The following is a 24,951-nucleotide window of genomic DNA, read 5'->3' as shown; positions in this document are numbered from 1 at the left end:
GAATGTCCAACCTGTGGAGGCCCAGCAGGTCGGGCTCGTCGTTGAAGGCCATTTCCAAGTCGAGCTGCCACAGTTCGGGCTGCCAGTAGGGATCATCTCTGTCGCCGATGTCAGCCACGGAAAGTTGCCGAGTGAACGACAGGGTAAGGCGGCCGTCGCTCCAGGAGCGGCGACCCCACTGGACGATGAAGCCGTCAGCGTCGGAATCTGGAGTCGGGTCGATGCCTTCGCCGCCGCTACGTGGCTGACTACGACATCCCGGCCGATCTGCTCGACGCCCGCCGGGCCTTCGACGAGGCGCAGGCCGGCGTCGAGGCCGCCCTGGTAGGTCTGCCGTCGCCGGTGGATATCGCCAATCAAGAGGCGGAGATCAGCGACGAGCAGCAGGCCGAGATCGATGAGGCGCGGGCCGCACACCTGGAGCTGACCATGTTGTTGCGCGGGCACCCGTGGTGGAAGACCGTGGACAACGCCCACGAGGCGCAGATGGCCCTGCAGAAAGCCGCGAAGACTACGGACTGAGCTCGACTACCTCGACGAGGTCGGCCAGGTCCACATGCCGGGCGACCTCGGCCACGCTCATGCAGTAGGCAACCAGGTACCCGTACAGGCGGACGCGCAGGCGCTGCCGGCCGTTGAGGACGATCGCCTCGATCTCGTAGCCGTGCACGCCGACCCACTTGGTCATGCATGGATGCTAGGAAACCCCAGGTCAAGACCGCAAAGAGGCGGGAGCCCTACCGTCACGCACCAGTCGGGCGCCGCCCTGTCACCGCGAGCGACTTGCAGCCGGTGGACGTCTGCGCCTCGATGTAGGCCTGCAGGGCGTCGGCCCGGACTCGCGCTTTCGGCTTCAGCGATCCGCGGGGCGCGACATCAACCGCGCGGAGTTCACCGCCGCCGATCAGCCGGTACACGGTCCTGGGGGAAAGCTTCAGGCCTCACCGACTTCCGCGATAGTCAGCAGAGACACGGGCGTCATCTCGCCTCCTCGGCGTCTGACGGGAGCGAGGACTAGTCGGTGTTCTCCGGGCGGGCCACGAACGACCCCATGCCCTTCTCCGTGCGGGTGAGCCCCTCGTCGCGGAGCGCCGGCGTAGCTGCTGGCCAGTGCTTCCACGGCGTCAATCCTCCCGTAGTCGATGGTCACGCTTTGGGTTTAGTGCAGCTCGATGCGTCGGCCGTGCCGACTGAACGGCTGGAGTTGCGACGGGTTTCGCGCCCAGGACGGCGGCCATCGGCATCGGGAAGTCTTGCTGGGCCAGTTCCACGGGGGAGAGCTCGCGCCGTCTTGGCGCAGCGTGGCCGGTGCGCGGATTGGGTTCCCGAGAGAAGAAGGGTGCGGCTTTGCGCATGGCCTGCTCCGGCGCAGAGCCCTCGCTCATGAGCCGGTCGTATTGGTGCATGCCGTAGGGGTGGAGTTGGCGGAGCCGTTCCTCGCATTTGAGACGGGTACGCTCGGCGGCCTTGTCTTCAGCGATGTACGGAATCGTTGCGGCCCATGCCTGGGCAACGTGGTTGAGGTTCGCGCGTTTCAGCCAGGCCGGGTCGTTGGCGGGTAGCCATTGCAGGCGTGCCGCATGCCGTGCCGCTCGGTGTGCGGTTCGGAGCTGGCGGGCGAGTTGCTGTTGCTGTTCGGCCTGTTCCCGTGCGCGTTCTGCCTTCATCTGCACGCGGAACTGTGCTGCGGCGCCGGCGACGGAGGTCAGTTGGACAGCCCGCTCAAGGCCTTGTGCTGCTGCTTCACGGAGTGGGTCCTCGTGGTGGTCGTTCATTCGGCTTCCTTCCCGAGTGGCGTGCAGTGGTGTTGCCGGCGGTGGGTGGCAGGGGGAAGTCGCCGATGGCCAGGTGGGCGCTCACGGCGTCGACGGTGGTTTCGGTGACCATGGCGTGGTCGAAGTTGAGTCGGGCGGCCACGCGGGCGACTTGCCGGGGAACGTCGTGAGGTGCCATCGCGGCGATTGCTTTTCCGGCTGAGCGGAGGGCGCCAAGGCGTCCTTCGGCGTACTGGAGCGAGTGTTGCCAGGGGGCGATGGCGGCGTCGGTCACCAGATCGGCCAGTGGGAGGACTTTCTCGCGTAGGAGTAGGGAGAGGGTCGCGGGTCCGGCGTCGCGGAGGACCGTCGCCGGGTCGCAGCCGCGGGGGAGTGCGATGGCGTCAGTGGTACACCTGTCTTTGAAGAGGGCGTAGGAGCGAACCGCGGCTTCCTGTCCGGCGCGGTCGTTGTCGAGGGCGATCAGGACGCCGCTGTTGCTGAGGTCTGTGGCCGCAGCGAGGGCTTTGACCTGGTCGGGTGTCAATGCGGTGCCGCACAGAGCGAGTCCGGTCATACGGCCTTGGCCGGCGAGTGTCACCGCCATCGCGTCGAGGGGGCCTTCGGTGATGACGGGTGTGGAGTGTGTGGTGATCGCGTGGAGGCCGAGCAGGGTCTGGCCTTTGGCATAGATGGGTGTGTGCGGGCTGTTCAGGTATTTGGGGTCGCTGTGGCGGCTTCGTCCGATGAAGGCGATCGTCGTGCCGTCGGGGTCCTTGATGGGGAACACCGCGCGGTCGCGGAAGAAGTCGACGAGTGTCTTCCGCGTTGTTCTGCGTGCGAGGCCGGAGGCTTCGATCGCGGTGTCGCCGAAGCCGAGGTTGCGTAGGTGGTGGGTGAGTGCGCGCCATTCGTTGGGGGCGTAGCCGGCTCCCCACTGTCGCTGTGTGACGGTGTCGAAGCCCCGCTCAACCAGGTAATCGGGCACCCAACTGCCGCGGTGATGGGCCTGGAAGAAGCGTTCAGCGTGCTGGTGAATGGCGATAAGCATGGGCGTATTTCCTTAGACGGATTCGCGGCGGAGCCCGATGGTTGTGGCCAGCCAGCGCAGCCGTTCGTTGGCGATGCGGTGGCCCTGGGCGCGGAGTTGAGCGGCGAGATCCATTTGGCTGAGCCGGACGCCCTGTTGCTCGGCCTGGGAGACGATGGTTTGGGCGGCCTGGATGAGTTGGTCGTCGCCGTCTTGCTGGCAGAGCGGACTGGTGGGGAGTGCCGCGCCGGCGAGTTGCAGCCGGATGGCGATCCGCTCGGACAGGGGGGCGCGCCATCGCCACATCCAACGGCCGTGCTCTTGGTGGAGCGGCGAGATCGCGTGCAGGTGCAGGTACTCGAGTTGGAGGCCGCGGGGGTAGCTGGTGATGTTCCACAGGACCATGCGGCGCCAGAGTAGGAAGCTTGAGACGGGGGACAGGAGCCAGCGGGTCAGGGGGACGCGTTCGCGGCGTGATCCGGTGGCGAGGCCGACCCAGCGGCGGATGAGGTGGCGGATGCCTTCGATGACGGTGATGAACAGGACGGGCATCGCCGCGTGCATGACTCCGACGACAGGGTCGCCGTGGGCGGCGGCGACGTTGAGGACGACGGTTGCCGCGATGAATGCCCAGGCGACCCAGCGCAGGATCGGCCAGGACAGGTCGGCGAACTCCATGAGGAGATCCCAGGCCAGGAGTGCGAGGACGCCGACGTCGACACCGAGCGGCACGATCCATGCGTGAGTGCCGAACCACGGCTCTGCGAGGTCGCGGATCGTGGCGAAGGATCCGATGCCACCGAGTACGGCCAGAGCCAGCACGAGCGGTGCCACGATGCAGGCCGCCAGGGTGATGGCGACGGTGAGGCGGCGCGTCACTTCATGCCACGTTCTGTCAGGCGAGACGCCGCTGCGGCGATTCCGTTCTGGTCGGCGGGGGACAGGAGGAGGCCTTGCCGAGTGACGTAGGCGTACACGCCGTCGGCTCCGGCGCAGTACACGGTGTGGCGACCTACCTTGAGGGCCCATCTGGTACGGCGCCGGCGGACCAGTCGGCTGTGGAAGTGGCGGAGGCTGAGCTCATGGTGGAGTTGCAGGAGGCGTGCGCGACGTGCCCTGGTCTCGTCAGGTGCTCGCGTGAGCGTTGCTGGCATCGGTAACCTTCGAGCGTGGAGAGGCTGAGCCCATCAACTAAAGTTGATGGACGACAGCAGGATAGACACGGAGCGTTACCAACTGTCAATCAAAGTGAATGAAGTGACGGACTTGTTGCTTAAAGTTGATGTGATGGGCCGTGCCTGACGACGCGAGCGTCACGAGTTCGCTCGCGGCCAAGATTGAGTGGTTGATCCAGAACCGCTGGCCGGCGGGTAGCCGGTTGCCGAAGAACAACGTCGAGGCCGCTGCGGCGATCTCGGAGGCGACGGGGGAGGACCTGTCGTCCACGACGATCTGGAAGCTGAGGACGGGGAGATCCGACAACCCGCAGCTCAAGACCCTTAAAGGTCTGTCGACGTTCTTCGGCGTGCCGATCGGCTATTTCGGCGATGACGACGAGGCGGAAGAGACCGCCGATCGAGTAGCCGCTTCGTCCTTAGTCGGCGAATCTGGCCTCAACAGGGAGGCATTGCGAGCGCTGGTCGAGCTGTCTGATGGCGGCCGCCAACTCGTAGCCGACTTCATCATCAGCGCCGCACGCCTCGAACAAGGTCGGGAAAAGGCGGGCGAGGCCTAACAGGCGGTAGTCGACCTGGTGGCGAAACGCCATCGCGACTGCGCAGTCGTCGGCTCCCGTCGGCTGCCAGTCGGGAGAGCTGCGCTCATCTGCTGGAGATCATCCCATGGGCCAAAAGCACCCCGACGGCCTTCTGTGGTCATTGCCGCGCGCTATCTGACCCCGTCCTCCTGACGTTTGAGCCGCAGACGGGAGAGTGGTGAGGTTTGCTCCTACACCCGCCCGTGGTTTCTGCATCGCTCACCTGCGCCCTTCTGCTACCCGGCCGTCCTCGACTCCGAGTAGATCTGCAGGCGCTCCGCGGCATTGACTTGCTGGCTGGAAGGGCATGCAGATCCCCAATATGAGCCGGACGACCGCATTCAGCGTGATTCATGTCTCAGTGGACGCGTACGTTGACCGGACGCCTGCGGTGTTGATCGCCTAGAGGGCCCCGCGTGAAAGTGCTCCTGACGTGGTGGTTAACCGCCCGTTTGCCTACGTATTGGTGTGCCTATCGCCTGGATGTGCTCAAGCGTTACACCTGTGCCGACGAGGTTGCCGAGCGTCACATTTACGTGGTTGATCACAGTTCTTACGATCAGTGCGTTTGTCTTACTCGAAATTCTTGCGAGGTTTGACGTGCGCCTGTCCCGGCTGCAGTCACGATCCACTGAAGTGCGTTCTCACCCCCAGCGTCGCCGGGCGCGACGCATGCTGCCGACTTCGATGCCACGCCGGTTATCTGCGGCGGTGGTGGCATGCGCAGTGGCCTTCTGCCAGGCAGTGGTCGTGATGACACCGGCCGCGTCGAGGGTTTTGACGGCGGCGGAGGCAGCATCGACACCGTTGGTGACTGAGCGTCCGGACCAGGTATCGGCGATGATGGCGGCTCAGATGCAGCACAGCCGGGTGGAGGTGCTGTCGGAGCGAACAGATGATTCCACGACGTATGCGAATCCCGACGGGTCGCTAACCACGGAGACATACGCCGGACAGGTACGGGTCAAACAGGACGACGGCACCTGGAAGAACATCGACACCGACCTTTCCGACACGGGACCTTCGCTGCAACCGAAGGTGACGCCGGCAGACATCAAGGTCTCCGACGGCGGTGACACCAGCCTGGTGTCGGTCACTGCGGGCAAGAAAACTTTTGGTCTGGGGTGGGAGGACAAACTCCCGACCCCGACCATCAGGGGCGACGTCGCTTCTTATGACCTCGGCGACGGCGCGACCCTCACGGTGCAGGCCCTGCCGCAGGGCTTCACCCAGAACGTGGTCCTAGACGCCGCCCCAACGGCGCCGGTGTCCTATCGGATCCCGGTCAATCTCACGGGCCTGTCGATGTCCAAGGACCCGACTGGGCACCTGTTGATGAAGGACTCTGCGGGCAAGCTGGTGGCGGTCGCTCCGGCTCCGCGGATGTGGGACTCCTCGCTGGGCGCCGACTCGGGTGAGCCGCTTCACCAGGCCGAGGTCGCCACCTCGATCGAGAAGGACGCGGACGGCACCACGACGCTGGTCCTGACCCCGGACCCGGGATGGCTGGCCGACCCGGCGTTGACCTATCCGGTGACGGTGGACCCGACCTCAACGCTGGCCCAGACGACCGACACCTGGCTGGAGACGGACTACGCCGGCTCCCAGCGTGGTTCGGACGAACTGCGGACAGGCACCTACGATTCCGGGACGACCAAGGCGCGCTCGTACCTGAAGTTCGACGTCTCGAAGGTCACCGGCAAGCACGTCATTAGCGCGAATTTTCAGCTGTACTCCTGGTGGTCCTTCTCCTGCTCGATCACCGGCTCGGGTGTCACAGTCCGACAGATCACCACGAGCTGGGACCCCGTTGCGGTTACCTGGGACGCCCGCCCTTCCTCCACGGCGACGAACCAAGTCACGTCCAAAGAGGCCCACGGCTACTCCACATCCTGCCCGGATGCCTGGCAGACCTGGTCAATCGGTGGGATCGTCCAGGCCTGGGCCAACGGCGCGGCCAACTACGGTCTGATGCTGTACGGCACGGACGAGACCGACAACAACACATGGCGCAAGTACCGCTCGGCGAACTACTCCGACACCACCAAGGCGCCCAAGCTGACGGTGAACTACAACACCAAGCCTGGCGCCGCCGCCCTTCTCGCCCCCGCCTCGGGGACCGCCACCGCCGATACCACCCCAACGCTGCAGGCCAAGGCCACCGACGCGGACGGCAACGCCGTCAAGCTGACCTTCGAGGTGTGGAACTCTACCGGCACCACCAAGGTGGCCTCGGGCACCACCGCCACCGTCTCCTCCGGCGCCACCGCCTCTTGGACTGCCCCGGCACTCGCTCAGGCCACCTACAAGTGGCGCGCCCAGGCCTCCGATGGGACCGACACCGGTGCCTGGTCCGCCTGGAACACCCTCACTGTCGACATCACCGCTCCCGCGGCACCGACGGTGACCAGCAGCAGTCACCCCAGCTCCAGCAGCTGGTACAGCGCCAAGGACTTCACCGCCGCCCTGTCGGCCACGGATGCCAGCGGCATTGCCGGCTACGCGGTCAAGATCGACCAGTCCGCTGGCACGGATCCGGGCACCACCGTGACCCAGACCGGTACCGCCCTGTCGAGGACCGGCCTCGCTGACGGCACCTGGTACGTCCATGCTGCCGCGAAGAACGGTGCGGGCCTGTGGTCGTCGGCCAAGCACTTCGCTTTCAACGTCGACGCTTTAACCCCCGGCGTCCCCACCTCCCTGGCCTCCTCCACCCACCCGCTGCCCACTAGCGCCTACAACTCCAAGACCGCCTCCTTCACCTGGAAGGCCCCCGCCGACTTGTCCGGCGTGGCCGGCTACGCGGTCAAGGCAGATCAGAGCGCCACCACCCTGCCGACCATCACTGACACATACACCACTGACACCAGCTACAGCACTACCGTGGCCAGAGACGGCACCTGGTACCTCCACGTCCGCGCCAAAGACAAGGCCGGCAACTGGTCAACCAGCGCCGCGCACTTCAAGTTCACCATCGACACCACCCTGCCCCCCACCTCCACCATCACCTCCACCAGCCATCCAGACCAGAACAGTGCCTACAGTTCCGGCGCCTTCCACGCCACCTGGACCCCGCCCACCGGCGCCGCCGCCGGCTACAGCCTGACGGTCGACGATCAGCCCAACACCGTCCCCGACACCACCGTCGACACCACCGACAGCAGTTACAGCGCCACCAAGGGTGACGGTACCTGGTACCTACACCTGCGCGCCGTGGACGCGGCGGGCAACTGGGGCGCCACTGCCCACTATCGATTCACCGTCGACACGACCGCCCCCGCGGCCCCCGGCATCGACTCCGATGACTACCCCTCCGATGCGTGGGCCGGCGCCATTGGCACCCCCGGCGTGTTCACCCTCACCCCACCTGACTCCGACGCCGCCCAGATCCGGTACAGCGTCGACGGTGCGGCAGCCACCACCGTGGACACTGACGGCACATCGGTCGAGATCCAGTACACGCCCACCGCCGACGGCGGCCACACCCTTACCGCCTGGACGGTCGACCTGGCCGGGAACCTCTCAGCGTCACAAGTCTTGACCTTTCACGTCGGCATAGGGCGGATCACCTCCCCGGGGACCGGTGACCGCCCCGCCCGCAACGTCGAACTCCAGGCATCCGGGCCGGCTGACGTCTCTGCGGTCACTTTCGCATACCGCCGCGGTGAGACCGACACCTGGACCCCTGTCCCCGCGGGTGATGTGACCGCGGCCTCCGACGGCTCCTCGGTCACCTGGCCGCTTGCCATGAGTAACGGAACTTCCCTCACGCTCATCTGGCATGTGACCGACACCCTCACCGAGGACGGTTCGATCCAGATCATCGCTCTGTTCGATGGCCACAACTCGCCTCCCGCCTCGGAACCGATCGACGTCACTGTCGACCGCAACGCCGGGGATGCCCCCTCCGCACAGGTGGGCCCGGGCGAGGTGAACCTGCTGACCGGCGACTACACCCAGTCGGTCACCGACGCTTCGGTCTTCGGCTTGTCGGTGACACGCACCGCCTCCTCCCGTCGCCCCGCACAGGGCAGCGCCCAGGACGGGCAGTCGGCGATCTTCGGAGCGCAATGGACAGCCGGCACCGTTGCGGAGATCGCCGACTCCACCTGGTCCTACTTAGAGAAGACCTCGAGCACCTCGGTCTCCCTAGTGGACCTCAACGGCGATTCAATCGGCTTCACCGCCACCAGCACAGGCGGTTGGAAGCCCGAACTGGGCGCCGAGAGCTTGACGCTGACCAGCGCGGACAGCGACGGCAAGGCGACCAACGACGTGGCTGCGGTCCACACCTTCACCGTGACCGACACTGACGGCGCCACTGCCACGTTCACGCAGACCGCCTCCGCGACTACCACCTGGCAGGTGACCACCACGTCCACGTCCACCGCCAACTCCACCACCACCGTGGTTCCTGAGCACGTCACTGTCGCCGGCAGGACCCTGGCCCGCCCGCACTATGTCGTCGCTCCCACCAGTGCGGTCACCACCGGCGAGTGCACCACGGCACCTTCCACCAAGGGCTGCCGCGTGCTCGAATACGTCTACGCGGACGCCACCACCGCCACCGCTGGCATCCTGGGCGACTACGTCGGGCAGGTCACGCAGGTCCGCCTGTGGGCCACCACCCCGGGTGACAGCAGCTCCACCGCCACCCCCGTCGCCGACTACGCCTACGACGGCCAGGGCCGCCTGCGCGAGACCTGGGACCCGCGCATCTCCCCAGCCGTGAAGACCGCCTACGCTTACGACAGCGTTGGCCGCGTGATCACCTTCATCCCGCCCGGCCAGCTGCCGTGGACATTCACCTACGGCAAGGCAGGCAGCGCCGCCACTGCGGGCGACGGCATGCTGCTGTCCGCCTCCCGGCCTACCCTCCGGTCCGGCAGCGAGAACGAGACCGACGGCGGCACCGCGAAGACCAGCGTCGTCTACGATGTTCCGCTGACCGGAGCAGGCGCTCCCGAAGCCATGGGGGCCGGTGACGTCGCAGCATGGGGGCAGGCGGCTGCGCCCACAGATGCCACCGCGGTCTTCCCGCCGGATGTGGCCGATCATGTACCGGCGTCCCACGGCGGCACTGACCTACGGGCTGCCGACTACAACCGCGCCACGATCACCTACATTGACGGCTCCGGGCGCGAAGTCAACACAGCCAACCCCGGCCACCGCATCACCAGCACCGAGTACAACAGCCTTGGAAACGTGAGCCGCCAGCTCACTGCCGGCAATCGGGAACTGGCGGTGGGGGGCAGCTCTCACGCGGACGAACTCGACGCGCTGGGGATCGCTCAGGACAGCTCCGCCCAGCGAGCACAGCTACTGTCCATCACAACGCTGTACAACGGCCCATTCAAGACCGAGGAACTCGGCCCCCTGCACCTCATCACCCTCGACGGCACCCTTAACGCAGCCTCCGGCGGCACCGATGTCCCCGCGGGATCCCAAGTAGCGGCGCGCCAGCACACGGTCTTCCACTATGACGAAGGCCGTCCCACTGACGGCTCCGCCAAGGTCCAGTACCAGGTGACCAGCACCGTGGTCGGCGCCGCGGTAGACGGATACCCCTCCGACGCGGACCCGCGCACCACCCGCACCACCTACGACTGGACCCTGGGCCTGCCCACCCACACGATCGGCGACCCGGACGGACTCGCCATCACCACTACCACCGCCTACGACGGCCAGGGCCGTGTGACCAGAGGATCGCGGCCCAAGTCCGACGGCAAGGACGCTGGCACCACGGTGACGACCTACTGGTCCGCGAACGGCACCGGCCCCTGCGCCGACCGTCCCGAATGGGCCGACCTGATTTGCAGCACCGGCCCGGCAGCCGCCATCACCGGCGGCCCCGGCCCGAGCGAGTTGCCCGGTAAGACCGTCGAATACGACCGCTGGGGCAACCCCTCCACGACCACCGAGACCGCCAACGGCGTCACCCGCACCTCGACGACCACCTACGACGACGCTGGCCGTGTCCACAAGGTCTCCGTGTCCGGAGGATCCGGCACCGCAGTTCCCGACACCACCACAACGTACGAGCCGGCGACCGGCCAGGTGGCGACGGTGAACAACGGCACGACCACGGTCACCCAGACCTACGATGCGCTGGGCCGCCGGATCGCCTACAACGACGGGACGGGCAACACCACCCAGACCAGGTACGACAGCCTCGACCGGCCCGTCCAGATCACCGACTCGGCGCCGTCCACCACCACCTACACCTACGACAGCACCCAGAATCCAACCGGGGCCGCCACCTCGATCAGCGACTCCGTCGCCGGTGTCGTCAACGGCGAGTACGACACGGACAACCGGCTGCGGGTCGAGCACCTGCCGGGCGGGGTCGACCTAACCATCGACGTCGATCCCAGCGGAGCAGAAGCCTCCCGGACCTACCGGCTCCGAGCCGACGGCACGCTGCTGCTGAATGACACTGTCGACAGCAACATCCACGGTCAGGTGGTCACCCGGACCGACAGTGGCGGCGCGCAGCAACTGAACACCTACGATGCCGTGGGCCGGCTGACCCATGTCGACGACACGCAGGTCGGAACCGTCACTCACCGCAGCTACACCTTCGATGGCAACGCCAATCGCACCGCTCTCGCCACCGTCATCGACAACCCCGATGGCAGCGCCGGTACGCCGACCACGGTGAACTACACCTACGACACCGGCGACCGCCTTGTGGCACCAGGCACCGGCTACGACGCCTTCGGCCGCACCGCCCAGACCCCGCAGGCCGCGTACGACTACTACGTCAACGACATGATCCGCCGGCAGACCGCCAACGACCGACGCCAGACCTGGACCCTTGGCCCGGGCAGCCGCCTCGCGGCATGGACCGTCGAGAGTCGCGGCGCGGACGGCAGTTGGATCCCCTCCTCGGAAGGCACCAACCACTACGGCACGGAGGAGGACAGCCCCGACTGGATCCTCGAGAACGGCGCGGCCCGCACCATCTCCCGCAACGTGCGTGACCTCACGGGTGATCTGATGGCGACCACCAGTGACACTGGCGACACCGTGCTTCAGCTGACGAATGTCCACGGAGACGTCGCGGTCCAGTACCCGCTCGATCCGGCCAAGGCCCCGATCGTCCAGTCCTTCGACGAGAACGGCAACCCCTTGGGGGGCACCCTCCCCAACCGGTACGGCTGGCTCGGAGCCAAGCAGCGCTCCAGCGAGACCCTCACCGGAGACGTCCTCATGGGGGCACGGCTCTACCAGCCGGGTACCGCTCGCTTCCTGTCCGTGGACCCGGAGTTCGACGGCACCGCCGCAAGCTACGGCTACTGCAACGCCGACAGTGTGAACTGCACGGACCTGAGCGGCCGCTACGGCGCCAACCCGTGGGGCTGCGGAGCCTTCGTCCCCTATGTGCACAGATCGCACACGAACCCGCATGTGGTCAACGTCCACGCAGACCTCAAGTGCAAAGCCAAGGTGCCGCTGTACTCCATCCGGGTACGTCTTTACCGCTCGCGGTGGTGGGGATGGGAACATATCGGCAGTACGGGCTACGTGAGCGGTACCTACAAGTACAAAGCGCGGGCGGTCGCCAATTGGGCACCCCACGGTACCTGCTACTACTACCTGGCCATGGCGGACTTCATGATCGCTGGCGGAAACCTGAAAATCCAAAACTCCGTCCACAACTGGGACCTTAACTACGTCGAGGGTCGACCGGAAATGTGTGTGCGCTGATGACGACGCCAAACCTCTGCGTCCTGCGCTGGGACCGGCCGGGTCAGATGACTGTCCTCGCTCTGCCGGGCGACCGGATCGCCGAGGGGGAGCGTGTGGCAATCGCCGCGCTCGGTGAGGATCTCCCGGATCCCAGGTGGAACGGTCTGGCCACGGCGGAGCGCCGGACCGTGGTCCGAGCCTGCCGAAGCGTTCCCACGCTGGGGCTGTATGTCCTCTTCGACGAGCGCGACGCAGCGGACGAGGCCGACTCCCTGCACCGGTGCCTTGCCCAAGCCGTGGAGGAGTTCCTGCAGCCCATGCTGAGCGGTGCCCCCTGGGAGGCTTTGCCCAGTGGCGCCGCACGGGAGCTCCGCGACGCGGCCCGGTCAATGCCGTGGCCGGGCTCGGCTCCCGCGCGATGGCGCCCGGAATCGTCCTTGCCGGGTCTGCGTGGACTGGTCACGCTGACCGCCCTGGCCTGCCGGGAGACTCTCACTGAGGTCAACATTCCGCAGGACGAGGACCTGCTCGACATATATGACACCTACTCCGTAGGAGCACTCGACCCAGGCCAATGGCCAATGTAGAAGGCTCGTGAAGCCCTCAGGCTCTGCCCCGCCGGCCACGAGCCGGTGTCGGGTCTGACCCGGCGGTGGTGGCGGGGATACGACTGGTAGGGCGAGCTGCCGGGCTGGTTGCCATGTGGCTGTGCGGGGTCGTGGGGGAAGGGCTGCTGGCTCTCAGTCATATGGACCGCCTGGCTTGGGGGGAACCTCAGCGTGAACTCAAGACGTCTGAGCGTGCGTGCGGGTTGGCAAATGTCCTCCCCACAAGGGCCTGGGATTGTCACCGACAAGGCATATTCCGCAAGCTACTCACTGGGCCTGCGGCACCGTCGGAGACAAGCCGATCCCAAGTACGGGCACCCTTTGTTTAGATTCCTTTAACCAACAAGGAGAACAGGGACTCGTCATGAAACTAACCAGGGGCTTAGTGCGGCCGGCAATCGCAATAGCGCTGGCCGGAGGCCTGCTCGTAGGGACGGTGCCGTCGGCCTAGGCTTCCGCAGAGGTATGGGATACCAGAGCTATCGGGCCCAACGCGATTGGCCGGGGGTACTGGTACTGCAAATCTACTGGCACGCTGGACACGGCCAGTTGGACTGCCGGGCCTAACGTCTTCGCCGGACGCTACAACTTCGAACCCGCCACTGGTGGCCGTGGCGAGGGCTTCGGCATCGACGTCATCAACAACAGCAAGACGGAACCCAGCTGGGTCCAAGTGAGATACGGGTGCGACTACCCCGACACCACCGTGTCGCAGACCGTCGAGATTCCCGGAAGGACAGCTTACGGTCCACCCGGGGCCACAGGGCTACAAGCCGGAGTCTCACCACGTCAACTTCACGAACACCAGCCGCATCGCGTCCCAGTTCAGAGTGAGCGCCACGTGTCGCTCGTAGCGGACACGTCCTGAGAGCCCATCGCTTCCATCAGGCCTGTGCCTCCCCGGGCTTGATCGGCCATGTGGTTGGGCGGCCATCTACCTGGCTCGCTCCCGCCGGCGAGCCAGGTGCCCAAAATTCCACACACCAATAAGCTGATCATGAAGGCGGGCGGGCGGCACCGCTTCCACCCGGTGACCGCCCGCAACACCATCACAAAGACACGCCCGGCGACACGGCTCTCACAATGTGGCGTTGTGGTGCGCCGCGGTCAGTGTTGCCAGTTGTGCCGCCATCCCGGTGACCAGATCCACGGAGGGAACCCAGCCGAGTAGACGCCGTGCGGCGGCCGAATCGGCGCAGGTAGCTGGGACGTCACCGTGGCGCCTGGGGGAGTGCTCGGTCACCACGGGTCGCCCGGTGAGATAGCGCGCGTGCTTTATGACGTCCAGCAAGGAGAAGGTGGTGCCAGCGCCGACATTGATCACGGCACTGCCGATAGGCGCTGTCGCGGCAGAGATCGTCGCGGCGACCGCGTCCTGGACGTAGGTGAAGTCCCGTCGTTGGCTGCCGTCCCCGTAGATGGGAAAGGGCCGGCCTTCGACAGCGGCGGCCAGGATGCGGTGGACGACCATGTCCTCGCGCTGGCGCGGTCCGAAGACAGTGAAGTACCGCAGGGCCACGACGGTGGTCGCGCAGTCCGGCCGGGTGGCATGGGCCAGGCACAGCTGTTCTTCGGCGAGCTTGGTGACCGCGTAGGGCGATGCAGGTCGGACGGGGTCACTCTCGGTGCTGGGCCTGCCGTCGGTGTGCCCGTAGACGCTGGAGGAAGAGGCGACCACCAGTCGGGGGACCCGTAGCAGGGTGGCGGCGTCCATGATCCGCTGGGCAGCGAGAATGTTGCAGGCGACGTAGTCGTGGAACCGTGGCCCCCAGGAGGGTCGGACGCCGGGGATGCCGGCCAGGTGGAAGACGACGTCGGCGTCGAGGAGGAGCGGTTCGATAGCGCAGGTGCTCAGATCCGCCGTGATCGGGATGAAGCCGGGATGCTGGTGCAAGGCCGCCAGGTTGGCAGCTGCACTAGGGTCAGTCTCCGCGCTGCGGCGGTCGACGCCGATCACGGTGACTCCGTGTCCCAACAGTGCCTGGGCCAGGTGGGAGCCGATGAAACCGGCGGCGCCGGTCACCACCGCCCGGCGGGGCAATGGGAAGCAGGGCTCGGCGAGGGACGATGCCTCGTTCATGCGATCTCCAGGAGTTACAGGATGCGGGTGAGCAAGGCGCGGCCGTGGGTGGTGAGCTGGGCGTCACCGCGCTCGTGGCCTCGGACCAGAGCAGTGAGGGCTTCGATGGCGGCGAACCGGTCCAGCAGTTAGGCGGGCGTCGAGCCTCATGTGTTCGAAGTCGAGGATTCGCGCCCTGCCGTCGTCGCCGAGGAGCCAGTTGCGGGGCTGGTAGTCCAGGTGGCAGATGGCGGTCTCCATGGCGGTGGCATCCAGCGCGGCAGCGCACATCTCCAGCTCGTTTCGCTGCCGCGAGCTGATCAGGTTTGCGGTGTGGGCGCGGTCGGCCCACGCGCGCAGCCGCCGTCCCAGGTAGACGGCGCCGGCTGTGCCGTTGTCCGTCGTCGGGATCTGATGGAGCACAGGCGCAACGTCAGGCCGGCGGCGCGGTGGGCGTGCTGTTCCGCGGCTGAGCCGGGCGGCAGGATAGCGGCGCTGCGTCCGGGCAGCAGAGTCAGTAGCAGCAAGCTGGCGGCCGGATCGATGACGATCAGCTGCGGGGCGCGGTCGCCCAGCTGCGGGATCCAGGCGGTGTAGGCGTGGGCCTCCTGTGCGAACCGGTCGGGATCGCGGTGTTGTTTGACCACGTAGCCGGTGCCGCTGGTGTCGGTGAGCAGCAGCAGGTGCGGCGGCAGACTCGGATAACGCTGGATGGTGACGGGGCCGAGGTGCCGGACGGCGAGTTCCAGACGTGGGTCCTGTTGCGCGGCCATCACGACCCCGCTGCCGGGGTGAGGTGGGCGGTGTCATTGTGGCGCTCCAGCAGCCAGCGGTGCCGGCCGAAGCGGTTACGGTGCCGTTGCCAGCGGCTCAAGGACCCGTGGTCCACGGTGAACCCGGCATCCGTCCCCGGGCCGAGGCTGAGCAGCAAGGCGTGGGCGGACAGGACGGTCTCGCCATGCGCGGCGAACAGGACCCGCTCGCCGTCATGCCGGTCGATCAGGGCAGCTAAGAACGCCCCTGCCCGCTGTAGGTAGCCGTTCCAGGTATCGGATCCCGCCGCCCAGGGCCGGTCGGGGTGGACGTGCACGCCGCCGCCGAAGGCGGTCTTGACCTCCGTCCACGGTCGGCCGTCGGCCTGGCCGTGGACGGGGCCGTCCAGCCCCGGTTCGGTGCGCAGTGGCAAACCCACCGCGGCTGCCAGGAGCTGCCCGGTCTGCTGCAGGCGCAGCCGGGGCCCGGCATACACCGCGGCGAACGGGGAGTCGGCGTGCTCAGCGGCCAGGTGGCGGGCCGACCGGTGGACCTGCTGGCGGCCGAGGTCGGTCAGGCCGGTGCAGGTGCGTGGGCCGCCCACGACACCGGCGGCGTTGCAGACAGCCTGGCCGTGTCGGACGAACACCAGCTCCGTGACGATCACGAGGAGACCTCCGGGGTTGGGAGGGGGAGATCGGGACGGACCTGCGGCCAGGGATAGCGGTAGCCGCCGCGACCGAGGTAAGGGACGGTGAACACGTGGTGCAGGTCGGCGTAGGCCAGCAGCTGGACCAGCGGGACGCCGGCCAGTTGGTGGCTGTGGGAGCGAAGGGTGTCGTTGTAGGCGGCCAGTGCCGAGGTGACCGCGCTGGTCGGAAGCAGCCCGTACGTCATGGCGAGGGTGACGATGAGCTTGGCCAGGTCGTAGCCGAAGGGGGCCAGCGTGACGTCGTCGACGTCGACCACGACCGGCCGCCCGCTCGCAGTGATGAGGATGTTGCGCGGGTTGGTGTCCTTGTAGAAGGCGGCAGAGCCGGTGGCCGCCGACCGCAGGAGGCGTTCAGCGGCTGTGGCGGTGGCTTGGGGGAGGTGCCCGGTGCGGCGGCGGCCCTGAAGGGCGGCCAGGCGGGGGCTGAGGAAGTCCGCCAGGGCGTGCGGGCCGCTGCCGTCCAGCGGGTGCGGGGTGTCCAGGCGGGCGCGGTGCAGGTCGCTCACCCAGGCGGCGGCATGCGACTGAGCGAGCATGGCAGCCAGCACAGGCAGGTCCTCCGCGGTGGCGTGGCGGCCTTCGATGAAGTCGAAGTCGATCAGGTGCTGCCGGACGGCCCTGATGGCGGGCTGGCGCAGCGGACCCGCGTGACGAGTCAGCCAGGCGTGGTGGGCGGCGGCACGGGCAGACGCCAGCGCGGAGGGGTAGGTCTTGGTGAACGCCCGTGGGCCAGTCACTGTGCTCCTTCCCGGCGGGCGGCGACCAGATAAGTGACGGTCGAAGTGGTGTGCACGGGCTCGTCGGGCAGTTGGGTCCGCAACGCCGCAGCGATCGCCGCCGCATCCCCTCGCACTCCGGTCGGCAGGCGGTACTTCGGGTTGGTGGCCGCGTATTCGGCGACATGGTCCAGGCCGCTGAAGGAAAAGCGGTGCTCCTCGTGCTCCAGGTGGACGGGCCGCAGCACCGGCGCGGTCAGCTCGGCCAGGTTGCCGCTGTGCGCGGCCGTGTACAGGCTGGATCGCTCGGGCGCCTGCGGGTCGAGCCCGGCGGCGGCCACCAGAAGATCGAGGGCTCGGTAGCTGTCGATGGACTTGGTGACCAGCACGGCAACGCCACCCGGCACCAGGGTGCGGGCGATCTCCTTCAGGACGATCCGGGGGTTCTGCGCGTGGTACAGGCAGAACGCGGCTACGACCGCTGTGCACGATCCGTCCGGCAGCGGCAGTTGGTGGAAGTCGGCCTGGACGAACACCACCCGGGTGCTCGTCTCGAGGCGGGAACGCGCGGCGGTGAGCATCGCCGCGGAGGCGTCGATGGCGATGAGCCGCTGTGGTCGCACCCGCTCGGCCAGCACGCGGCTGCTGGTGCCGCGTCCGCAGCCGAGGTCGACCACCAGGGCCTGGCGCGGTGAGGGCAGGAATGTGATCGCCAGGTCGGCGATTACGTCGGCGACCGGCCGACCATGGGTCTTGGCCTTATGCAGCGCTGAGGTCCGGGCTGCCAGGCGGGCCCCATCGCCGTACAGGTGCGCCTGCGCGGCCGGGTCGAGAAACGGGTTGCTGGCGGTCACCGATCCCACCGCCGGATGCTCGCCGACGGGACGGCCGGGCGGGTCAGCCGTGCTCGGCGGTGACCTGCTGCAGCCAGCGGCGGGTACGGCGGCGACTGGTCAAGCGCACCACGGTCAAGTGCCCACCGTACTGGTGGATCTTGGCGAGGACCTGCGGGCGCATTCGGCGCCGATAGGTTGCCACGTACCGCAGCACACCCCAGTTGATGCGGTTGTAGACCCCGGCGGAGTGCTGGCCCGCGCCATGCCGGATCTGCCGGGAGACGATGCCCCAGACGGCCGCCCAGGTGGGCACGTCCATGAAGACCACGGTGTCGCAGGCGTCGAGCCGGACATGGAGGGTGGAGTTGTAGTTGCCGTCGATCACCCAGCACGGCGCGGCCACAAGGTCGCGTTGCGCCGCCTCGAACTTCTCCGGCGGCAGCGAGTTCCACTCGTCGTCGAAGAAGACGCTGTCCAGATGGCTGACGGGGGCACCGAGCAGCCGACCGAGTTCGCGGGCAACGTACGACTTGCCGCTGCCGCCTGAACCGACGACGGCCACCCGGTTCATCTGCTGCATGACGCTCCACGATAGTTGACGAGACGTTTCGGGAGGACGGATTGCATCGGCTGCCCGGTGAGGTCATCCGCGCCTCCCGGCTCGCATTGTCGTGGCCCTCGACAGGCCGGCGAGAACCGTCCGCAGCACCTCAAGCTGGCTGCTGAGCCGGAACAACTCCAGGCGGGCCAGACACTCCGCGAGCAGGTCCGCATGCCGCTGGGTGCCCCTGATGCTGCGCAGCCAGTGGATGATGCGGATCGTGTCGGCCGCGTCGTTGGCGATCAGCTGCGGGGGGACGAACCGGTCGACCTGCCGGATCGTCGCCGGGGCTACCGGGACACACCCACCCAGGACCGCCTCGAAGACGCGCTGGGTCATCTGCCCAGCCGCCGCGTACCGCTCAGGCAGCAGCAGCACGGTGGCCAGCGCGCCGCCGTACAGTTCGCTCACCCGGGGAAACGGAATGCGGCCGGTGAAGGTGAGGTCAGGCCAGCGGCGGGTGTCGGTCCATTTGCCCGCGACAACGTGAGGGAACCGTGCGGCCGCCGGGGCGAAGAACTGGTCGAACTCCTCATCGCGGCCGTACTGGTTGCCGACGTAGACCAGCGGTATGGGCCGTGGTCGGACGGCGAGCGCGGCCGGGTCGGCGCGGTCCAAGACGGCGTCGTCGAGGGGAAACAGCAGGCGGTGCGCGCCCGGCGTCAGGGCAAGGGCGGCTTCGCATACGGCGACCCCAGGCCGGAGCCGCCACACGCTGCCAGGAGGCAGCTGCCGGTCCTTGTCCCAGATCACCGTGGGCGTATCCCGCACGATCGTGTAGACATCGAGGAGTTCGGCCTGACGGTGCAGATCACAGGTGTGCAGCGGCGTCCCGCATGGAGTGGTGTTACGGCCGGGAATTGGCCACCGCCATTCCAGGAACAGCACATCGATGTCGGGGAGCCCGCTGTCGAAGGCGTACCGGCCGCCGATATTGTCACCGGCTTCCAGCCGATCGCGGTTCGCCTGCAGGAAGACCACGTGGTGCCCATCGGCGATCAACGCGTCGATCAGGGGACGCCGGTGGCTGCGTCCCCCGTCGGGAGTGTCAGTTATGCCCGGCCCGAGGAAGCCCCAGAAGCTGTATCCGATGATCACTTGCTCACCCACCTGCCTTCCAGCAGCAGTCCGTCCAGCCCCGAGGAGGCCAGGCAGTCCAGCGCCATTGCGGGGGTGCCGCATATCGGTTTGCCTTTGACGTTGAGCGAAGTGTTGATCAGCACAGGGACGCCGGTACGGCGGGCGAAAGCCTCCAGAACCGCGTGCATGAACGGGTTGCCCTCCTTGCTGACGGTCTGCAGGCGCGCAGTTCCATTCGCGTGGACGATCGAGGGGATCTGCTGCCATGCGAGTTCGGTCACCCCGGAGGCCATCGACATGAACGGCGCCTCCTGGCCGAGGGTGAAGTAATCGGCCGCCCGTTCTACCGAGACCATCGGGGCGAACGGCCGGAACGGCTCGCGAAACTTGACCGTGGCGTTCAGCCGATCGACCACGCCCGCTTCCAGCGGTGAGGCCAGGATGGAGCGGGCGCCCAAGGCCCGGGGACCGGCTTCGACCCGGCCGCGAAACAGTCCGACGATGCGCCCGCTCGCCAATTGCTCGGCGAGGAACTCAGCCTCATCGCCATGGACGGGCCGTGAGGTGAGGCCTGGCCATGCAGACAGATCGCGCTCGATGTCGGGGAAAGAAGGCCCCAGGTAGCAGGTCCCGGCGACGCCTGACAGCGGGCCGGCACCCAAGTCCAGATACGTGGCCGCCGCGGCGCCGATGGCGGTCCCGGCGTCACCCGGTGCCGGCGGAACGCTCACCTCATCGAAGATCTGCGCGTCGATGATGCGGCCGATGCTGACGCAGTTGGTTGCCACGCCTCCGCCCACGCACAACCGCCGGGCCCGAGTCCGGGCACGAGCCAAGCGGGCAAGGTGCAGCATGACTGTGTCGGTGCGCTCTTGCAGGGCAGCGGCCAGGTCACGATGGACCTGCTCGATCGGCGCATGCGAGTCGCGAGGCGGGCAGGTGGCGGCCGCGAAACGCGGTGATAACCGTGGGTACCCCGAGGACAGGACCCGGACCAGGAACAGGGAGGGGTTCAAGGCGAAGCCATCGCGCGTGAGTGGTATGGCGACTTCGAACAGGTTCCGGAAGCGCGCCGGGTCGCCCAGAGCGGCCAGGGCCATCACGGTGCCTTCCTCGTCCCCGCGCCGCCAACCGAGATGTTCGGTGACCGCGCCGTAGGCGTAGCCGAGGGAGGCCGGGTCATGCAGAGCGTGCACGGGGCGGACCTGTGGTCGCCCGGGAGCACGCTGCCGGGCGGCGGCGATGGTAGTTGTCTGGGTCTCACCGAGGCTGTCGACGATCAGGACGGCGGCGTCCTCCCAGCCTGAGGCGGCGAACGCGTACAGCTGATGGGCTCGGTGATGCGCGATCGCGTCAATCCGCGCGCCGGGAAACATCCGCTGCAGGGTAACCGCACGGCGTACGGCGCGGGCAGCGATTTTGGTGAAGGAGCCCGCGCGCGGCAGCGCTCGCCCGCGGGTAGTGGCCGAGAACAGCATGCTGACCGAGCCCGGCACGGCGGCCAGGTAGCGCAGGCCGTGAAAGTTGTAGCCGACGACCTTGACATCGTCAGCCGTCATGCCGGCTTGGCCGAGCAGCCAGTTCACTGCCTTGGCCGGATAGGTGCGGGTGTGCTTGACCTGCGACAGACGTTCCTCTTCGACGAACCCGACAAGTTCGCCATCAACCAGCAGGGCAGCTGCCGAATCGTGCGTGTAGGAGCACAGGCCCAGTACCACCGCGGGTGCCAGCCGGCGAGGCGTCGGCGCGTTCATTGGGCCGCCCTCAGCCAGCTGCGCACTCGCAGCTCCCGATACCACTCGCGAAGCCCTTGCCCGAGCGGCCCGCGGACTCGATCAGCGATGTCCTGAGCAGTGTCGCGTTCCCCGGTCTTCCACAGGCGGTAGCTGCTCAGCACTTCGGCCATGGCGTCCCAGCCCGGGTACCCGGTCGTCGTGCCTGCCCGGACGGCCGCGAGCAGTGCGTCGAACCCCTCCCACGGCACCGTCAGCTCCGGCAGTTCTTCGCCCGGCTCTGTCGCCGTCACCGACTCAGCACGCTCGAAATCGCGCTCATACAGGTGCAGGGAGTCGACATGGTGACGGTAATCGCCGAGCTCGACGCCCAACCACCCGGCCATCAGCTCATGCAAGGTGGTCGTGAAGAACAGGTCGTACGGCATGCCGGTCCACAGGTCCTGGCTGCGCATCGTCGTGGACATGTGCAGACGGCCCTGCCGCAGGTGGAAACGGAAGCCGAGTGTGCATGGCACGTCGCGGTGACCTGCGGCGTCACGAGCCGGGTCGTACAGCTGGATCAGCGCCCGGCGTGAGTCCGGATCGGCCTTCAGGAGGGCGAGGACTTGCGCCAGCTGATCAACCTGGCCGTCGCCCCATCGGCGCATGCGGGGGCCGTAGGCGCCACGCAGCACACCGTCGTCTGCATACTGGCGCAATTGTCCGTTGAAGCCGTAGATCCATTGATCGTCGGAGCCGGACAGGATCCACACCGTCTCGGCGACGGCGAACGCGGTGTTGAGCACCCGGGCCGGTGGCGCAAGCAGTAGCCGGGCCCGCGGCCGGGTCAACACCATGTGGACGTCGAGGACCTCGCGGGTGGCCATGCCGCGCGGGCTTACTTGCTGGCCGCGCATGGTCAGGGTGACCGCGCTCGCGAACAGCTCGGTGACGCTGTCACCGGTCAAGATCGTCACGATGTCGTTCCCTTCGTGGCCCGCCAGGCGGCGGGCATTGGGTCGGGCGGAGTGCGGGAAACAAGCGACCCGGAGCAGATGCACCAGGGAGATGGCTGGTGCTCCGCTCCAATCAGTGAAATCTGGGGTCACCGCACCTCGAGCTTCCGCGCCGTGGTAGTGCTGGAAGCCGGTGCATGCTCGACGGTGCGGGAGGCACAGCGCCCGCCTTAACCCCGAATTTGGGGCGGATAAGCTGCGCCGCCGAGCGGCTGGCGGGTAGGTCGTCGGCCGCTACCTGCGACCGGTTGGGGTGACACCGTCATGTCGATCCCCACGCTGACCACACGCCACCCGGCGTCATGTAGCTCCTGAGAGCGGGTCATGAACCACTCCGCCAGGGAGGAGCCGCCCAGGGCAGGGCCCGCGTCGTGGTGGACTGCCCCGTTGGCGGTCCACGTCTCCTGAATCCGAGTGCCTGTGAAGCTCACTTGCCACTCCTGCACCTGGCCGTCGGCGCCCAGCCGCCGCCATCGCCACACGTTGGTGGCGCCGGGGCGGGGGGGCCAGAGGCCCTTGAAGCACAGCACGAGCATCATCAGCGACGACGGCACGGCCTCAGCCGATCCGCACGGAGTAGTCGCCGGCGAGCCCCCGCACCTGCCAGTAGCGGGTGACGATCCGGTCAGCCGCCAGTACGGACTGGCCCATCGGCACGCTGGCGGTCAGCGTGCGGCCGTGCTCGTCGCGCTCCCCGGTCGACCAGGTGATCTCGCCGGACGCGGAGTCGACCCAGACGCACAAGTCGTCGAGCCGGAGCACCGCCGTACGCTGGGCAGCGGTGATCCTCCCGCTGATCCCGTAGGTGGCCGCCAGGTGAGCGTCCAACTGCCGCGCCACCAACGCGGCTGTCGGGATTGGTGGTGACGTCTGGGTGCCGGCGACGAGTACGTCCATGAGGGGTCTCCTGGGCAGCGATTCTGATGGAATGCGCCGCCACGTCGTGGTGACCGTGAGCGACGGAGAGTGTGCGCAAAAGAGGTACCGCTGCGAGCGTGACGAATGCCGGCCTGATAGCCAACGCGCTTGTGTCCTGACCTGGCCGTGGTCGGGTAGGCCATATTGGCTTACGGGGACGTTGACCTGAGGCTACGGTGAAACTGGTTTCGGCCTGAGTCTGCGGTAGATCCGGACAATATCGCTGACGACGCACATCCCTGGCTGGTGGAGGAACGCCGCATGGACCAGAGTGCGAACGATCGGGTATGTCCGGCGTGCCGCTTCGCCAGACTCAGCCGGTACAACCCCGAGCCGCTCTGCGGGGCGTGCCTGACGGCGGCCCGAGAATTAACGGGGCTCACCCCGACGTGGATCTGGGACTCACTTCCGTTGCGTCAGGCGCTCGCTCGCACTGACATGGGCGCGGTGCTGGCGATTTTGCGGGGAGCATCCGGGCTGAGCCAGCTCGACTTCGGCAGCTTGGTCGGCTGGTCGCAATCGGTGGTCACCAAGATCGAACGGCGTCAGCGGTGGACGTTTCACGACGTGCGCGAGATCTTGCGGGTCTGCGACGAACTGGGCATGCCGCGAGCGGCGTTGCTGCCGCTCATCCTGGGCCATGAGAGTGCCACCCTGGAAAGCGACGATGAGGTCGGTTTTTGGGGGGTTGACGCTGTGGATCTCGATCGCCGGGAGTTCGGAGCGATGGCATCAGGTCTGGCTATGGCAGCGCTGCTGCCTCCTCCCGAGCGTGCCGACCGGGCCCATGTTCGCTACCTGCAATCGGCTCTCGGGCGTCTGCGCAGTCAGGACCATACGGTAGGTGGAGCCGGTCTCCTCGATCAGGCGCAGAAGGTCTTCACCAGGGCGCGAGCCATGCTGGACGAGTCCGACTACACCGCTCAGGTCGGGCGCGACCTGGTCGTGGTGACCGCCGACCTGGGGATCGTGTCCGCGTGGCTGGCCTACGACTCCGGCAACCAGCGGCTCGCTCGTTCCCTGTACGGCGAGGCAGCGCTGTTGGCAGGCAGCTCTGGCGACAGCGAGCTGTTGGTGCACGTTTACGTGAACATGGCGCAACAGGCAACGCACCTGGCTCGCGTAACGGGCCGCCGCGGCTTCGCCCGTGAGGCTCTGCGATTTGCTGACCGCGCGGCGGACGTCGCCCGCCACACCCGCTCCGCGACTCTCCACACCCTGATCACGCTTCGTCAGGCGCTCGCCTATGCCCAGCTTGAGGACGAGGTAGCCTTCCGGGCGGCGATCTCGCGGGCACGCAGTGAGCTCGACCGCAACTCCCACGATGCTGACCACCCGTGGACCGCCTTCATCAGCCAGTCCGAGATCACTGGGTATGAGGCGATGGGCAGGAGTCAGCTCGGCCATCCTGACCGTGCCGCTCGGCTGTATCGAGCGGTCCTAGACGACCCCTCCCGCTCTTCCCGAGACCGCGCGTACTATCGGGCCCGGCTTGCCGCAGCGGCGGTGGCGGACGGCGACCGGCAGACCGCGATCGAGGAGGGACTGGCGATCTTGCCCGACCTCGGGGAGAGGCTGACGTCCGTGCGGGTGCTGAACGAGTTGCGGCCGGTACGGCAGGTGGCGGAATCGATCGACGAAGCGTTCTGCGAGCGCTTCGACAAGGCTGCTCGGACGCTGGCTCCAGCGACCACGTGAACATGAG

Annotated in this window: 20 protein-coding genes; 5 read left to right on the top strand and 15 right to left on the bottom strand. The window is 67.4% G+C overall.

The features are described from left to right. Positions 1–240: 240 nt before the first annotated feature. Entirely contained in the window at positions 241–522 is a 282-nt protein-coding gene (locus tag Pmi06nite_RS39770; protein WP_203958424.1) for a DUF8825 domain-containing protein, read from the top strand. Here Pmi06nite_RS39770 and Pmi06nite_RS39765 read toward each other — a convergent pair. The 5 genes from Pmi06nite_RS39765 to Pmi06nite_RS39745 all read right to left on the bottom strand — a co-directional run bounded on the left by Pmi06nite_RS39765 (position 512) and on the right by Pmi06nite_RS39745 (position 3,663). Beyond that, positions 512–688 carry a transposase gene (locus Pmi06nite_RS39765; RefSeq protein WP_203958423.1) on the bottom strand — a complete coding sequence of 59 codons (177 nt, stop codon included), beginning with the start codon at positions 686–688 and terminating at the stop codon, positions 512–514. The two genes, Pmi06nite_RS39770 and Pmi06nite_RS39765, sit on opposite strands and share 11 nt — an antisense overlap. A gap of 55 nt (positions 689–743) precedes the next feature. Further along, positions 744–938, bottom strand: coding sequence for a helix-turn-helix domain-containing protein (locus Pmi06nite_RS39760; protein WP_373317365.1), 195 nt, complete (start codon positions 936–938; stop codon positions 744–746). Positions 939–1,124: 186 nt separating this feature from the next. Then, the gene (locus Pmi06nite_RS39755; RefSeq protein WP_203958421.1) at positions 1,125–1,775 is read right to left on the bottom strand and encodes a hypothetical protein; all 651 of its coding nucleotides are present in this window, start codon (positions 1,773–1,775) and stop codon (positions 1,125–1,127) included. Then, the gene (locus Pmi06nite_RS39750) at positions 1,744–2,805 is read right to left on the bottom strand and encodes a toprim domain-containing protein (RefSeq protein ID WP_203958420.1); all 1,062 of its coding nucleotides are present in this window, start codon (positions 2,803–2,805) and stop codon (positions 1,744–1,746) included. Before Pmi06nite_RS39750 ends, Pmi06nite_RS39755 begins: the two co-directional genes overlap by 32 nt. Positions 2,806–2,817: 12 nt before the next feature. Beyond that, complete coding sequence (locus Pmi06nite_RS39745) at positions 2,818–3,663, bottom strand: DUF2637 domain-containing protein (RefSeq protein WP_203958419.1); 846 nt, start codon at positions 3,661–3,663, stop codon at positions 2,818–2,820. A gap of 415 nt (positions 3,664–4,078) precedes the next feature. On the opposite strand from Pmi06nite_RS39745, the gene Pmi06nite_RS39740 reads away from it, so the two are divergent. From Pmi06nite_RS39740 to Pmi06nite_RS39730, 3 genes are all read left to right on the top strand, one after another. After that, positions 4,079–4,519 (top strand): hypothetical protein, encoded by a 441-nt coding sequence (locus Pmi06nite_RS39740; RefSeq protein WP_203958418.1) that lies wholly within the window; start codon positions 4,079–4,081, stop codon positions 4,517–4,519. 537 nt (positions 4,520–5,056) lie between these two features. Then, on the top strand, positions 5,057–12,250 hold the full coding sequence (locus Pmi06nite_RS42830) for a DNRLRE domain-containing protein (protein ID WP_203958417.1): 7,194 nt from the start codon (positions 5,057–5,059) through the stop codon (positions 12,248–12,250). Further along, positions 12,250–12,819, top strand: a complete 570-nt coding sequence (locus Pmi06nite_RS39730) for a hypothetical protein (protein WP_203958416.1) — start codon at positions 12,250–12,252, stop codon at positions 12,817–12,819. Before Pmi06nite_RS42830 ends, Pmi06nite_RS39730 begins: the two co-directional genes overlap by 1 nt. Positions 12,820–13,918: 1,099 nt before the next feature. On the opposite strand, the gene Pmi06nite_RS39725 is transcribed toward Pmi06nite_RS39730, so the two are convergent. The 10 genes from Pmi06nite_RS39725 to Pmi06nite_RS39680 form a co-directional block, all read right to left on the bottom strand. Beyond that, the gene (locus Pmi06nite_RS39725; RefSeq protein WP_203958415.1) at positions 13,919–14,920 is read right to left on the bottom strand and encodes an NAD-dependent epimerase/dehydratase family protein; all 1,002 of its coding nucleotides are present in this window, start codon (positions 14,918–14,920) and stop codon (positions 13,919–13,921) included. A gap of 299 nt (positions 14,921–15,219) precedes the next feature. Beyond that, positions 15,220–15,672: a hypothetical protein gene (locus Pmi06nite_RS39720; protein ID WP_203958414.1), complete on the bottom strand. Its 453-nt coding sequence runs from the start codon at positions 15,670–15,672 to the stop codon at positions 15,220–15,222. Continuing rightward, positions 15,672–16,319, bottom strand: coding sequence for a histidine phosphatase family protein (locus Pmi06nite_RS39715; protein ID WP_203958413.1), 648 nt, complete (start codon positions 16,317–16,319; stop codon positions 15,672–15,674). The genes Pmi06nite_RS39720 and Pmi06nite_RS39715 overlap by 1 nt, the downstream gene beginning before the upstream one ends. Continuing rightward, on the bottom strand, positions 16,316–17,101 hold the full coding sequence (locus Pmi06nite_RS39710; protein WP_203958412.1) for a phosphotransferase: 786 nt from the start codon (positions 17,099–17,101) through the stop codon (positions 16,316–16,318). The genes Pmi06nite_RS39715 and Pmi06nite_RS39710 overlap by 4 nt, the downstream gene beginning before the upstream one ends. Continuing rightward, a complete protein-coding gene (locus tag Pmi06nite_RS39705) occupies positions 17,098–17,943 on the bottom strand; it encodes a class I SAM-dependent methyltransferase (RefSeq protein ID WP_203958411.1) in 846 nt (281 codons plus the stop codon). The genes Pmi06nite_RS39710 and Pmi06nite_RS39705 overlap by 4 nt, the downstream gene beginning before the upstream one ends. Positions 17,944–17,977: 34 nt before the next feature. After that, positions 17,978–18,496 (bottom strand): P-loop NTPase family protein, encoded by a 519-nt coding sequence (locus Pmi06nite_RS39700; protein ID WP_203958410.1) that lies wholly within the window; start codon positions 18,494–18,496, stop codon positions 17,978–17,980. Between the two features lie 63 nt (positions 18,497–18,559). Then, on the bottom strand, positions 18,560–19,627 hold the full coding sequence (locus Pmi06nite_RS39695; protein WP_239114527.1) for a hypothetical protein: 1,068 nt from the start codon (positions 19,625–19,627) through the stop codon (positions 18,560–18,562). After that, the gene (locus Pmi06nite_RS39690) at positions 19,612–21,351 is read right to left on the bottom strand and encodes a carbamoyltransferase family protein (RefSeq protein WP_203958409.1); all 1,740 of its coding nucleotides are present in this window, start codon (positions 21,349–21,351) and stop codon (positions 19,612–19,614) included. The genes Pmi06nite_RS39695 and Pmi06nite_RS39690 overlap by 16 nt, the downstream gene beginning before the upstream one ends. Further along, positions 21,348–22,289 carry a thymidylate synthase gene (locus tag Pmi06nite_RS39685; protein WP_203958408.1) on the bottom strand — a complete coding sequence of 314 codons (942 nt, stop codon included), beginning with the start codon at positions 22,287–22,289 and terminating at the stop codon, positions 21,348–21,350. Before Pmi06nite_RS39685 ends, Pmi06nite_RS39690 begins: the two co-directional genes overlap by 4 nt. Before the next feature lie 597 nt (positions 22,290–22,886). Next, positions 22,887–23,225 (bottom strand): hypothetical protein, encoded by a 339-nt coding sequence (locus Pmi06nite_RS39680; RefSeq protein WP_203958407.1) that lies wholly within the window; start codon positions 23,223–23,225, stop codon positions 22,887–22,889. Between the two features lie 282 nt (positions 23,226–23,507). Between Pmi06nite_RS39680 and Pmi06nite_RS39675 the strand changes: the two genes are divergently transcribed. Next, positions 23,508–24,944 (top strand): helix-turn-helix domain-containing protein, encoded by a 1,437-nt coding sequence (locus tag Pmi06nite_RS39675; RefSeq protein WP_203958406.1) that lies wholly within the window; start codon positions 23,508–23,510, stop codon positions 24,942–24,944. Positions 24,945–24,951: the final 7 nt, after the last annotated feature.

The sequence above is a fragment of the Planotetraspora mira genome, from assembly GCF_016863275.1.
Taxonomy (GTDB): Bacteria; Actinomycetota; Actinomycetes; order Streptosporangiales; family Streptosporangiaceae; genus Planotetraspora; species Planotetraspora mira.
This window is presented reverse-complemented; position numbering and strand designations above follow the sequence as displayed.